This is a genomic window from Streptomyces araujoniae (genome assembly GCF_050871195.1).
Taxonomy (GTDB): Bacteria; Actinomycetota; Actinomycetes; order Streptomycetales; family Streptomycetaceae; genus Streptomyces; species Streptomyces bacillaris.
In genome coordinates, this window is the sequence record NZ_CP194070.1 from 7,378,617 (window position 1) to 7,390,551 (window position 11,935).

The window sequence follows — 11,935 nt, forward strand, 5'->3', positions numbered from 1 at the left end:
ACACCGAGCATCAAGATCGAGGGCGCGCGGGACATCGGTGCACCACCCCCAGATTTCCGCGACGCCCCCACCTCCGCGTGCCCACGCGGTGCCCATGAACGGAAAACAGCCCCCGTGCGCGTCCGGGAACGCACGGGGGCTGTGGGCGGGTACCGTCTCTGACCTGCGAGAAGTCGGTTCTTGGCCAAGGGGGTGGGGGTGCGGCCGAAATATGGGGGGCCGTTCCCCAGGCGCGGCCCGCTCAGACGGTCTCGGCGACCCGCGATTCGGGGAGGAAGCCGGAGATCTCCTGGCCGACACCGGCCGCGCGGGCCTCGCGCAGTACCAGTCCGGCCAGGGCCAGGTCCAGTACCCCGAGGCCGAACGGCGAGAACAGGGTGGTGCGTGCCGGGTCCCGCGGACCCGGTTCCGCGTCCCTCAGGAGCTCGCCGAGCGTGGTGTCGATGAACGAGCGGCTGCCCACCCGGGTCTCCGCCAGATGGACCGATGTGGCCGCCCGGCAGACATGGTCGGGGTCGTCCACCACGTTCACCGCGTCCAGCACGCCCTCGACCGTGACGTCCCGCAGGGAGACGTGGAGCACCAGCGTGCCCGGCAGGCACGCGTCGAGATCCAGGTGGGGCACGGTGGCCGTGGTCGCCAGACTGACCAGCCGGTGCGCCGAGAGCGCCGCCCCGGCGCTCTCCGCCACCCGCACCACCCGTCCGTCCCCGGCCAGTTCGGCGGAGCAGCGGTCCCGGAAGTCCGCAGCCCGCCGGGCATCGAGATCGTGGACGGTGATGTCGGTGATCTCCGGCCGTACCACCAGGAGGAAGCGTAGCACCTCGAAGTTGATCACACCGCAGCCGATCAGCGACACGCCCGTCTCCCGGCCGTCCCCGGAGGGCAGAGCGGCCGCGGCGAGGGCGGCGCTCGCCGCGGTGCGGCGGGCGGAGATGGTGGAGCCCTCCACGAGAGCCACCGGCCTGCCCGTCCGCATGGAGTTGACGATGATCGCGGCGGAGGCGCGCTCCAGCCCCTCCGCGACGTTGCCGGGGAAGGAGGCGATCCACTTCATTCCGGCCAGCGGCTCCGCCCCGCCCAGATACGCGGGCAGTCCGATGATCCGGTTGCCGGGGTCGTCGGGAAAGCGCAGGAACACCGAGTGCGGCAGCGACGTGTCCTCGGCGGCGTGGAGCAGATACGCCTCGCGCACGGCGTTCAGCACCTCCCGCTCCCGGCCGTCCAGAAGCCGCCGGACGTCTCCGTTGCCGATCGTCAGCATCCTGCCACCCCGGTCATCCCGCTGTTCTCGGCCACGTCGGCCACCTCGTCCTTCCACAGGTGGGACACCTCGCCGAACTGGCGCTCCACCCACCCGTCGTCGTAGATCGTGTTCAGATAACGTTCGCCGCGGTCCGGCATCATCAGTACGCAGGTGGCACCGTCCGGGATGCGGTCGCCCGTCCGTTCCAGGGCCGTGGCCACCGCGCCGGAGGAGCCGCCGAGCAACAGCCCTTCGCGCAGCGCCAGTCGGCGGCATCCCACCAGGCTGTCCAGGTCGCTGACGTGCACCACCTCGTCGGCGAGCCCGCTGCGGTAGAGCGGGGGCCGGACCGCCGCGCCATGGCCGGGGATCAGCCGGCGCCCGGTCGGCGGCCGGAAGATGGCACTGCCCTCGGCGTCCACGGTGACCACCCGGGTGGGGAGCCCGCGGTCGCGGATGAGGTCGCCGCAGCCGCGCAGAGTGCCCGAGGAACTGATCGTGCAGAACAGGTAGTCGGGCGCGGTGCCCAGGCCCTCGACGATCTCCGCCATGGTGATCCGGTGCGCCCAGGAGTTACGGGGGTTGGCGTACTGGTTGGGCCAGTAGGCGCCGGGCAGCGCGTCGACCAGCTCGCGCACGCGGGCGATCCGCACCGGCTGGAACTCGCCGGTGACCGGGTCGCCTTCGGTGACCGTGTGCACATCCGCGCCCAGCGCCCGCATGATCGCGATGTTCTGCGGATTGGTGCGCGGGTCCACCACGCAGATGAACCGCAGGTCCATGGCGCGGCAGGCCTGGGCCATGCCGACGCCGAGGTTCCCCGAGCTCGACTCGACCACGGTGCCGCTGCCGGGGACCACCGCGCCGGTGGCGACGGCGTGGCTCAGCATGGCGTAGGCGGAACGGTCCTTGATGCTGCCGCCGGTGCTGACCGACTCCAGCTTGGCCCAGACCCGGAAGCGGGCGCCGGGCACCAGCCGGGTCAGTTCCACCAGCGGTGTCCCGCCGACGGCCGACAGGGCGCCCGCACGGCCCGGGCCGTACCCGGCGGACGCGGGGCCGGACGGCTGAATGGTGTCGTGCGGTAGGGCTTCCTCGTCCGCAGGCCCGGCAGCCTGCGCCACGAGGGCCGACCGGTATCTCGGCTGGGAGACGGAGTTCATCGCCGGACTTCCCCTCGGTGTCGGTAGGCGGATCAGACCGGGAGGCTCTGGCGTCCGGCCCTACCGGCGGCCGCCCCGGCGGCCTCGCCCTCCATCCGGCGGCGCAGACTGGCGGGGCGCATGTCCGTCCACACCCGTCCGATGTGGTCCAGGCACTCCTCCTTGCTGCCCTGGGTTCCCTCGGCCCGCCAGCCCGCGGGCAGCTCGCGCTCGGCCTGCCAGATCGAATACTGCTCCTCGTCGTTGAGTACGACGCGGTAGACGCTCTCGGTGTGGTCGGACATCGCCGTCTCTCCTCGGTCGGTGGTCGCGCCGCGGTCGATACCGGCGCCAGAGTGAGAGTGCCTTCTGGCATCGGCCGACCGTAGAGACAAACGGGCAGCGGTGACGGCGGCGGCCGCCCGCCGGTCCTTCCCGTCCGGCCCGGGGCGCACCGCGCACCGGAAGGGCGGGGGAGGGGAGGCACGCGCCCGCGGTCCGTGGGCTGCGCGCGCCTCCCGCCCCCGCTGCCGCGCGGTGGGTGCCGGCTGCCGGGGGCAGGGCCGGAGCGGTTCGGCACGCGGTGGGCGCCGAGCCTTCCTAAGCTGGTCCGATGAACGACGACGCCCGGCCGCTGGCCGTGTTCGACCTCGACGGCACGCTCGCCGACACGGCCCACCGACAGCACTTCCTGGAGGGCCCGAAGCGCGACTGGGCCGGCTTCTTCGCCGCCGCCCCGGCCGATCCGCCGCTGGCCGACGGGGTGGCGCTCGTGCGGGCGAGCGCCACGGAGTGCGAGATCGTCTATCTGACCGGGCGGCCCGAGCGCTGTCGCCGGGACACCGTGGAGTGGCTGGACCGGCAGGGGCTGCCCGGCGGGCAGTTGTTCATGCGGCGCAACGACGACCGGCGCCCGGCCCGCCGGACGAAGCTGGACATCCTGCGGCGGCTGGGCCGGTCGCGTGAGGTGCGCATGCTGGTCGACGACGACGAGCTGGTCTGCGCCGCGGCCGAAGTGGCTGGATTCCCTGTGGTGCGGGCCCGCTGGTCCGACCCCTCGCAGGCGCTGAAGAACGCCCAGGAGCGGGACGGACGGACCTGACCAGAGGGGAACCGAGGGGTGATCAGGGGTTTTCGTCGAGACGGAAGCCCACCTTCAGGCCGACCTGGTAGTGCGCGATTCGGCCATCCTCGATATGGCCCCGAACTTGGTTAATCTCGAACCAGTCGAGATTGTGCAACGTTTCCGCGGCTCTTGCGATGCCGTTCCGGATCGCCGCGTCGACGCCCTCCTCGGAGGTTCCTACGATCTCGGTGACCCGATAAGTGTGGTTGGGCATGTTCTGTCTCCTCTCTGCTGACCACCGTGCCTCAATCCCGGGTCTCGCGCGAGGGGGCGACCAGGGACGAACCGGGACGAGCACGCGCCTTGACCTACTGAATGGTCCATACCAAAATTCAGCCACCTACCCGTGCGAGCGCCGCCCGCAATCCCCCCACACCGGGTCCTGATTTCGTCGTGCCGTTTCGCAGAAGGTGACTACGTGAAGAACCGCATACTCGTCGGAGCCGTCGCGCTCGTCTCGTCCGTCACGCTCAGCGGATGTGGGTACTTCTCCGGTTCGGGTGGCGGAGACCGTACGGTCACGGTCTGGCTGATGAAGGACAGCGTCTCGCAGGGATTCCTGGAGAAGTTCACCAGCACGTACGAGAAGGAGAACCCCTCCGTCAAGCTGGATTTCAAGATCCAGGAATGGAGCGGCATCGGCCCCAAGGTCCTGGCCGCCCTGGAGAGCGACGACGCCCCGGACGTGATCGAGGTCGGCAACACACAGGTGGCGCAGTACGCGGAGAGCGGCAACCTGCGAGACCTCACCCTGGAGTCGATGCGCGACCTGGGCAGCGAGGACTGGCTGCCCGGCCTCGCCCAGCCCGGGCAGATCAGCGGGGTCCAGTACGGCATCCCCTGGTACGCGGCCAACCGCGTGGTGATCTACAACAAGGACATCTTCAAGGCCGCGGGCATCGACGACGCCCCCAAGACCCGCGCCGAGTGGATCGAGGACACCGGGAAGCTCAACACGCAGGGCAACCAGGGCATTTATCTGGCCGGCCAGAACTGGTACGTACTGGCCGGATTCATCTGGGACGAGGGCGGCGAACTCGCGGAGGGCGGCGGCGGCGACTGGCGGGGCGCGCTGGACACCCCGGAAGCGCTCGCCGGAATGAACTTCTACAAGGAACTCCAGGCGCTCGGCGACGGGCCCATGGACTCCGACGAGGAGAAGCCCCCGCAGAACGACGTATTCGCCAAGGGGAACGTCGCCCAGATCATCTCGCTCCCCGGCAGCGCCGCGCTCATCGAGCAGCAGAACCCCGAACTCAAGGGAAAGCTCGGCTACTTCCCCATTCCCGGCAAGTCCGCCAAGTCCCCGGGCTCCGTCTTCACCGGCGGTTCGGACCTCATCGTGCCGAAGAAGGCCGACCAGCGCAGCGCCGGTATCGCCGTCGTCAAGGCGCTGGCGAGCGAGAAGTGGCAGACGGAGCTGGCCCGCACCATGAGCTACGTGCCCAACAAGCCCAGCCTGGCGCATGTCGTCGAGGGCGAGGAGGGCACCGCCGCGATGGCCGAAGGGGCGAGCCAGGGCCGCGCCACCCCGAACTCCTCCCAGTGGGCCAAGGTCGAGGCGGAGAACCCGATCAAGCCGTACATGACGGCGGTGCTCACGGGCGGCGACCCGGAGCAGGAGGCGAAGAAGGCGTCGGAGCGCATCACGGCGATGCTCGCCGGCAGCTGAGGGAGCGCCGGGCCCGCCCGGTCGGGCGTCGCTCCGGGCGGGCGCACACACCATTCGGTGCCGCAGCTGCGAGTCGGTACCGAACGGGTGCCCGCCGGTGCCGTCGGGTGTCGTCGGTGCGGGCCGGGCAGGTCCGCAACCGCTCCCGGCCCGGTCCGCCCCGGCCGCGTCCCTCGGGATTCAGCCGTCGCACATCCCCGCGCTCCACAGCGGTCACGTCGAATCCAGCCGGTGACGGAAGAAGTAAGGGGCCGGGCCTTCGCCGCGCGCGACGGCCCGGCAGCCGACTTCGCCGATCCGTCCCCGGAGACCGCCATGACCGTGCTGCCCACCGCCCCGCCCGCCGTGCTGCCCACCCGGCCCGTCCCCCCGGCACCGGCCGCCGCCGCTCCCCGCTCCCCGGAACCGGCCGCCGCCTACCGGGTCTCCCTCGCCACCGGCCCGGAGGACGTGCGCGCCGCCCAGCGCCTGCGCCACCAGGTCTTCGCCGGCGAGCTGGGCGCCCGCCTCGAAGGGCCCGAACCCGGCCTCGACAGCGACGCGTTCGACGCGTACTGCGACCACCTCCTGGTCCGCGAGACCGCCACGGACCAGGTCGTCGCCACCTACCGCCTCCTCCCGCCCGACCGCGCCCGGATGGCCGGCCGGCTCTACGCGGAGAGCGAGTTCGACCTCGGCCGCCTCGCCCCCATCCGCGACGACCTCGTCGAGGTCGGCCGCTCCTGCGTCCACCCCGCCCACCGCGACGGCGCCGTCATCGCCCTCGTCTGGGCCGGCCTCGCCCGCTACATGCAGCGCTCCGGCCACACCTGGCTCGCGGGCTGCTGCTCCCTCCCGCTGGCCGACGGCGGCACCCTCGCCGCCCGCAGCTGGAACACCGTACGCACCGCGCACCTCGCCCCCGAGGAGCACTGGGTCACCCCGCACCGCCTCTGGGACGCCGCCGCGCACCCCGACGCGGGCAACGGCTCCCGGGCGGACCTGCCCCCGCTGCTCCGCGGCTACCTGCGGCTCGGCGCCTGGGTCTGCGGAGCACCGGCGTACGACCCCGAGTTCAACGTGGCCGACCTCTACGTCCTGCTCTCGCTGCGCCGGACCGACCCGCGCTACCTCCGCCACTTCCTCTCCCTCGTACCGCAGGCATGAGCACCTCCCGCACCGAGGACAGGCCCGCCCCCCGTCCGGCGGGCACCAGCGCCTGGCTGCCCGTCGCCCCCTGCGCCCCGGCCTCCTGCGCCCGGCACACCGGAGCGGCCCGGCCCCCGCTCCACGCCGCTCTGCGGCTTCTCGCCGGCTGCGGGTGGGTGCTGCTGGGAGTGGTCTGCGCCGCGCCGGTCCGGTCGCTCCCCAGGGCGCCGCGGACGCGGCTGCTGCGGTACTGGGCGCGGGGCATACCGCGGGCCTTCGGCGTACGGGTGACGGTCCGCGGGCATCCGGACGTCCGAGGCGACGGCGGCGAACTGGTGGTCGCCAACCACCTCTCCTGGCTGGACGTCCCGCTCGTCGCCGCCGTGCTGCCCGGCCGGATGCTCGCCAAGACCGAGGTGCGCGACTGGCCGCTGCTCGGCCGGCTCGCCGGGTTCGGCTCCACGCTCTTCATCGACCGGGACCGGCTGCGCGCGCTGCCCGCCGCGGTGGCCTCGGTCGCCACCGCCCTGCGCTCCGGCTCCCGGGTCGTGGTCTTCCCCGAGGGCAGCACCTGGTGCGGCCGGGGGCGGGGCGGGGCGTTCCGGCCCGCCGTGTTCCAGGCGGCCATCGACGCCGAGGTTTCCGTACGGCCGGTGCGCATCACGTACGGCACCGGGGGAGCGGGCGCGGCCGCGTTCGTCGGGGACGACCCGCTCACCGCCTCCCTCTGGCGGGTGGTGCGGGCGGCCGGACTGACCGCCGAGGTCCACGTCCTCGCCGCCATCCCGGCACGCGCCTACGCCCCGGTCTCCGCGCACGGAGAGCCCGGCCGCCGCGAACTGGCCCGCGCCGCCCGCGCCGCCGTCCTCGGCAGCGACCGTACGGTGACGGCGCGTCCGGCGACGACGGCGCGTAGAGCGCCGGGAGCACGCAGGGCGCCAACGGCCCGGGATGCGCCGGGAGCATTCACGGCGCCAACGGCCTGGGATGCGCCGGGAGCACGGAGGGCGCCAACGGGCCGGGGAGCGGCGAAGGCCCCGGCCGTGGCCCCGGCCCCCACCGCTGTCCCCGTCCCCCTTCCCGTACAGCCGCCGGCCGCCGCCCCCGCCCGGCCGTCGCCTCCTCAGACCGCTGTGGCCAGCGACAGGGCGAACCGCCCCTCCGCGTCCGTCCACCACTGAGCGAGCCGGAGCCCGGCCGCGGCCAGCTCCTCGCGCACGTCCTCCGGGCGGAACTTGGCCGACACCTCCGTACGCACCTCCTCACCGGCCTCGAACGGCACCACCAGATCCAGCTCCCGGATCTTCACCTTCAGCGCCCGGCGGGCCCGCAGCCGCATCTCGATCCAGCGCTGCTCCGGGTTCCACACGGCGACATGGTCGAACGCGTCGAGCGGGAAGTCGGCGCCCAGCTCCCGGTTGACCACGCTCAGCACGTTCTTGTTGAAGGCCGCCGTCACGCCCGCCGCGTCGTCGTACGCGGCGACCAGCGTCTCCTCGTCCTTCACCAGGTCCGTGCCGAGGAGAAGCGTGTCGCCGGGGGAGAGCAGCGAGCGCACCGAGTGCAGGAATCCCGCCCGCTCCTCGGGGAGCAGATTGCCGATCGTGCCGCCGAGGAAGGCGACGAGCCGGGGCCCCGGGGTGCCGGGCAGGGCGAGGCCGCCGGTGAAGTCCGCGATCAGGGCGTGGACCGAGAGCCCGGGGTGGTCGACGAGCAGCGACTCGGCCGCCCCGGTCAGCGCGCTCTCGCTCACGTCGACCGGAACGTAACTCTCCAGCCCGGTCAGGGCCCGCAGCAGATGGCGGGTCTTCTCCGAGGAGCCCGACCCCAGCTCGATCACCATCCGGGCCCCCGAGACGGCGGCGATCTCCTCGGAGCGGTCCTCCAGGATCTCCCGCTCGGCGCGGGTCGGGTAGTACTCGGGCAGCCGGGTGATCTCCTCGAAGAGTTCGCTGCCGCGCGCGTCGTAGAACCACTTGGGCGGCAGCGTCTTGGGATGACGGGTCAGCCCGCTGAGGACGTCGGCGCGCAGCGCCGCGTCCGTGGCGTCCTCCGGCAGGGTGCGGGTCAGCAGGAATGGGCTCACGCTGCGGGCTCCTTGAGCGGTGTGGGGGTGACGTCTGCGGCGGTCGCGACCAGCAGGGTGCGGTCGGGGACCTCGCGCCAGCGGGGATCGTCGTCGTACGGCTCCGAGGCCACGGCCGTCGAGCGGCCCGGGTCGTGGAGGTGCCAGAGCGTGTCGCCCCAGGCGGTGGCGACGATGCTGGTGCCGTCCGTGACCAGCAGGTTCAGCCGGGCGCCCGGCGCCGCCTCGGCGACCTCGCGGACGGTCTCCGCGACCGCGCCCGGCAGATCGTCCCCGGCGGCGACGCGGTGCAGGACCAGCGCCCAGACCAGCGCGGAGTCGTTCCGGGCGGCCAGCGACAGCAACTCCCGCGCGGGGAGCGCGGCGGCCGGCCCCGCGAGCGAGCCGGGCCAGCCGGGCACCGCCCCGTTGTGGCTGAACAGCAGCCGCCCGGAGGTGTACGGCGCGGCCGCGGCCTCCCCGTCCGCACCCGGCTCGGTGGCGTCCCGTACGGCGGCGAGCAGCGCGGTGGTCCGCACCACCCGGGCCAGGTCGGTGAAGGTCTCGTCGTGCCAGATGGGCCCCTGGCGGCGGTAGCGGCCGGGGACCGGGTCGCCGTTCGCGTACCAGCCGACGCCGAAACCGTCCGCGTTGACCGTCCCGTGCCGCTGGCGGCGTGGTGCCCAGGACTGGCGCACCAGGGAGTGCGGTGGCGCGGAGAGTACGGACCCGAGGGCCACCGGATCGCCCACGTAGGCGATGTGACGGCACATCAGGCGTCCCTCGCGGTGCGGAACCCGGAGAAGATCTGCCGCCGCACGGGCAGGTCCCAGTTGCGGAACGTGCCCCGGCACGCGACCTGGTCCACGGCGAACGAGCCGCCGCGCAGCACCTTGTGCCCCGGCCCGAAGAACACCTCGGAGTACTCCCGGTAGGGGAAGGCCACGAACCCCGGGTAGGGCAGGAAGTCGCTCGACGTCCACTCCCACACATCACCGATCAGCTGGCCCGCGCCGGACGGCGCCCGGCCCGCCGGATAGGCGCCGGCCCGCGCCGGACGCAGATGGCGCTGGCCCAGGTTGGCCTGCCCGGGCGTCGGGTCCGTGTCGCCCCAGGGATAGCGGAGCGAACGACCGGAGGCGGGGTCGTGCCGGGCGGCCTTCTCCCACTCGGCCTCCGTGGGCAGCCGCCGCCCCGCCCAGCGGGCGTACGCGTCGGCCTCGTACCAGCTGACGTGCAGCACCGGCTCGTCGTCCGGCACTTGCTCGGTCACCCCGAACCTGCGGCGCAGCCACTGCCCGCCGTCCCGGTGCCAGAACAGCGGTGCGTCCAGGGCGTGTTCGCGGACCATGTCCCAGCCCTTGGGCGCCCACCAGCGGGCGTCGGTGTACCCGCCGTCCGCCATGAACCGCCGGTACGCCCCGCAGGTGACGGGGGCCGTGTCCAGGTGGAAGGCCGCCACCTCCCGCCGGTGCGCGGGCCGTTCGTTGTCGAGAGCCCACGGCTCGGCGGAGGTTCCCATGGTGAACGGGCCTCCGGGGACGAGCACTTCGGCAGGTAGGGAGACGGCATCGGTGGGATCGGGCGGGGCGGGTGCGGTCAACGCGGCCGGCCCCGACCTGAGCTGATGGGTGATCAGCATGGTCTCGTCGTGCTGCTGTTCGTGCTGGGCGATCATGCCGAAGGCGAATCCGGCCCGTTCCAGCGGCCGTCCGCCCTCGTGCAGCGGGGCGGCCTCCAGGATGTCCAGGGCCCGTCCGCGTACGTCCGAGGCGTACGTCCGGGCCTCGGCGGGCGCCAGCAGGGGCAGCGAGGGCCGGGCGGCGCGCGGGTGCTCGAAGGCGTCGTACAGCCCGTCGATCTCCGGGCGCAGCGCCTCGCGCCCGCCCACCGCGCGGAGCAGCCACTGCTCCTCCTGGTTGCCGATGTGCGCCAGGTCCCAGACCAGCGGGGACATCAAGGGGGAGTGCTGGGCGGTGAGTTCACCCTCGTCCACGCTGTCGGTCAGGACGGTGGTGCGCGCCCTGGCGGTCAGCAGGGCATCGAGGGCCCGTTGCCGGAGCGCCTCGGGATCGTGGCCGCCGGAGCCCGTCGGGAAGCCGTCCGCGGCGACGGCGGAGGGGGTGCGGTCGTCGGTCATGCGGAGGCCACCCTTCCCGGGGACGGCGGTGCGGTCGGCGCGCGGGTGGCGCCGGAGAGGAGGACCGGCTCGGCGAGGGCGCCCGGTCGGAGCAGATCGTCGGCCGGACATCGGCCCCGGGCCGCATACCGGTCGTGGAAGTCCGCCACGGTGTCCCGTACGGCGGTGCTCACCCCCATGCGGTCCAGCGCGTCGAGCGCCGTCTCGAAACAGAGGACGGCCACCGCCCGCAGCTCCGGATCGGCCAGCCCCTCGCGGGCCGCCGTCGTCCACAGCGCGTTACGCGGCGCGGCGGCGGAACCGGCCGACTCGGCCAGGGGTTTCACGGCCCGGTACACCGTCTCGGCGGCCTCCGGGTCGTCGAACAGGGCCGTGGCGACGGCGAGCGGCACCAGCCACCCGTCCGGGCCGCTCTGCGCGTCGATCATGCGCAGTTCGAGATGGCCGCGCGGCCGGACCGGAGGAAAGAGGGTGGTGATGTGGTAGTCGAGATCGGCCCGCAGCGGCGGGCGGGGCGCTCCGGTGCGGATCCACTCCCGGAAGGTGAGCCCCTCGGGCACGTCCCATGGGCCGTCCTCCCGGCGCACGCACATCACGGTGGTGTCCAGCACATGCGCGGCCCATGCCTCGCGCGGCGGGAGCCCGCCGCCCGGCGCCAGGGTGCGTACGGGGTCGAGGTCGGCCCACAGCGCCTGCCGGGTGGACTTCCAGCCGGTCCGGCGCCCCTGCCGGAAGGGCGAGTTGGCGAACGCCGCCACCAGGACGGCACCGAGGAGATGGGTGAGCTGCCAGCGCCGGCCGTAGCCGCGCGGCCCCGGCTCCTCCTCGCCCGCGTCCAGACAGACCTGCACGGAGGCGGAGGTGCACATCATCGCCCGACCGGCCGGACCCGCCCGGTCGAGAGCGGCCTCCATGGCGTCGTAACGGGGCTCGCGGAGCCGGCGGTGTGGCGTCTGCCACGGATCCACGCCGTACCCGACCGGGGCGAGCCCGGCCCGGCCGAGCGAACCCCGGACGGCGGCCAGATCCGCCGCGGTCGTCTCGACGCACTCCATCAGGGAGCCGGCCGGCTGGGAGCTGAGCTCCAGCTGCCCGCCCGGCTCGAACGTCAGTGCGGCACTCAGGGGCAGTTCACGGAGGGCCGCGACCGCGTCGTCCAGCCGCTCCTGGGCCACGGGCACGGTCGGATGTTCCAGGTCATGGATGAGCCATTCGAGTTCCACCCCGACGATGCGCGGGGGGCCCGTCTTGAAACAGATGCCGCGCAGTAAATCCTGTGCCGTGCCCTCGTCGAGGGGGGAGGATTCCGGCCGCGGTCCGGGGCCGCCGGGTGTGTCCGGGGACATGAGGCGCCTCCTTCTCAGTTGCGTACCTACCACCCAAACCCGTACCCAGGGATCGCACAAGGGTGCCCCT

11 protein-coding genes and 1 pseudogene are annotated in these 11,935 nt (G+C 73.3%); 4 read left to right on the top strand and 8 right to left on the bottom strand.

The window, feature by feature from the left end; all coding sequences use genetic code 11:
- Positions 1–241: 241 nt before the first annotated feature.
- From sbnB to ACQ9ZG_RS31175, 3 genes are read right to left on the bottom strand one after another with little or no spacing between them, the layout of a single operon-like run.
- The gene (gene sbnB, locus ACQ9ZG_RS31165; RefSeq protein WP_109916986.1) at positions 242–1,264 is read right to left on the bottom strand and encodes a 2,3-diaminopropionate biosynthesis protein SbnB; all 1,023 of its coding nucleotides are present in this window, start codon (positions 1,262–1,264) and stop codon (positions 242–244) included.
- Entirely contained in the window at positions 1,258–2,409 is a 1,152-nt protein-coding gene (gene sbnA, locus ACQ9ZG_RS31170) for a 2,3-diaminopropionate biosynthesis protein SbnA (protein ID WP_109916985.1), read from the bottom strand. Before sbnA ends, sbnB begins: the two co-directional genes overlap by 7 nt.
- A gap of 32 nt (positions 2,410–2,441) precedes the next feature.
- On the bottom strand, positions 2,442–2,693 hold the full coding sequence (locus ACQ9ZG_RS31175; RefSeq protein ID WP_028417998.1) for an MbtH family protein: 252 nt from the start codon (positions 2,691–2,693) through the stop codon (positions 2,442–2,444).
- 308 nt (positions 2,694–3,001) lie between these two features.
- Between ACQ9ZG_RS31175 and ACQ9ZG_RS31180 the strand changes: the two genes are divergently transcribed.
- Positions 3,002–3,490 (top strand): phosphatase domain-containing protein, encoded by a 489-nt coding sequence (locus tag ACQ9ZG_RS31180; RefSeq protein ID WP_109917027.1) that lies wholly within the window; start codon positions 3,002–3,004, stop codon positions 3,488–3,490.
- Between the two features lie 22 nt (positions 3,491–3,512).
- On the opposite strand, the gene ACQ9ZG_RS31185 is transcribed toward ACQ9ZG_RS31180, so the two are convergent.
- Positions 3,513–3,728, bottom strand: coding sequence for a dodecin (locus ACQ9ZG_RS31185; RefSeq protein ID WP_018487443.1), 216 nt, complete (start codon positions 3,726–3,728; stop codon positions 3,513–3,515).
- Between the two features lie 204 nt (positions 3,729–3,932).
- On the opposite strand from ACQ9ZG_RS31185, the gene ACQ9ZG_RS31190 reads away from it, so the two are divergent.
- The 3 genes and pseudogenes from ACQ9ZG_RS31190 to ACQ9ZG_RS31200 all read left to right on the top strand — a co-directional run.
- Positions 3,933–5,186: an extracellular solute-binding protein gene (locus ACQ9ZG_RS31190; RefSeq protein ID WP_028417996.1), complete on the top strand. Its 1,254-nt coding sequence runs from the start codon at positions 3,933–3,935 to the stop codon at positions 5,184–5,186.
- 315 nt (positions 5,187–5,501) lie between these two features.
- Positions 5,502–6,332 carry a GNAT family N-acetyltransferase gene (locus tag ACQ9ZG_RS31195; protein ID WP_109917028.1) on the top strand — a complete coding sequence of 277 codons (831 nt, stop codon included), beginning with the start codon at positions 5,502–5,504 and terminating at the stop codon, positions 6,330–6,332.
- Positions 6,329–7,225, top strand: a pseudogene (locus ACQ9ZG_RS31200) (lysophospholipid acyltransferase family protein); the annotation flags it as partial. The gene ACQ9ZG_RS31195 and the pseudogene ACQ9ZG_RS31200, both read left to right, overlap by 4 nt.
- Positions 7,226–7,437: 212 nt before the next feature.
- Here ACQ9ZG_RS31200 and egtD read toward each other — a convergent pair.
- Genes egtD through egtA form a run of 4 tightly spaced genes read right to left on the bottom strand, consistent with a single transcriptional unit; the run spans position 7,438 to position 11,865 of the window.
- Entirely contained in the window at positions 7,438–8,400 is a 963-nt protein-coding gene (gene egtD, locus ACQ9ZG_RS31205) for an L-histidine N(alpha)-methyltransferase (RefSeq protein ID WP_109917670.1), read from the bottom strand.
- Complete coding sequence (gene egtC, locus ACQ9ZG_RS31210) at positions 8,397–9,152, bottom strand: ergothioneine biosynthesis protein EgtC (RefSeq protein WP_499281467.1); 756 nt, start codon at positions 9,150–9,152, stop codon at positions 8,397–8,399. Before egtC ends, egtD begins: the two co-directional genes overlap by 4 nt.
- Entirely contained in the window at positions 9,152–10,519 is a 1,368-nt protein-coding gene (gene egtB, locus ACQ9ZG_RS31215; protein WP_109915734.1) for an ergothioneine biosynthesis protein EgtB, read from the bottom strand. Before egtB ends, egtC begins: the two co-directional genes overlap by 1 nt.
- On the bottom strand, positions 10,516–11,865 hold the full coding sequence (gene egtA / locus ACQ9ZG_RS31220) for an ergothioneine biosynthesis glutamate--cysteine ligase EgtA (protein ID WP_109915733.1): 1,350 nt from the start codon (positions 11,863–11,865) through the stop codon (positions 10,516–10,518). Before egtA ends, egtB begins: the two co-directional genes overlap by 4 nt.
- Between the last annotated feature and the right edge of the window lie 70 nt (positions 11,866–11,935).

Coding starts and splice junctions, on each gene's coding strand:
- sbnB (WP_109916986.1), bottom strand. CDS start 1,264: ATGCTGACGATCGGCAACGGAGACGTCCGGCGGCTTCTGGACGGCCGG.
- sbnA (WP_109916985.1), bottom strand. CDS start 2,409: ATGAACTCCGTCTCCCAGCCGAGATACCGGTCGGCCCTCGTGGCGCAG.
- ACQ9ZG_RS31175 (WP_028417998.1), bottom strand. CDS start 2,693: ATGTCCGACCACACCGAGAGCGTCTACCGCGTCGTACTCAACGACGAG.
- ACQ9ZG_RS31180 (WP_109917027.1), top strand. CDS start 3,002: ATGAACGACGACGCCCGGCCGCTGGCCGTGTTCGACCTCGACGGCACG.
- ACQ9ZG_RS31185 (WP_018487443.1), bottom strand. CDS start 3,728: ATGCCCAACCACACTTATCGGGTCACCGAGATCGTAGGAACCTCCGAG.
- ACQ9ZG_RS31195 (WP_109917028.1), top strand. CDS start 5,502: ATGACCGTGCTGCCCACCGCCCCGCCCGCCGTGCTGCCCACCCGGCCC.
- egtC (WP_499281467.1), bottom strand. CDS start 9,152: ATGTGCCGTCACATCGCCTACGTGGGCGATCCGGTGGCCCTCGGGTCC.
- egtB (WP_109915734.1), bottom strand. CDS start 10,519: ATGACCGACGACCGCACCCCCTCCGCCGTCGCCGCGGACGGCTTCCCG.
- egtA (WP_109915733.1), bottom strand. CDS start 11,865: ATGTCCCCGGACACACCCGGCGGCCCCGGACCGCGGCCGGAATCCTCC.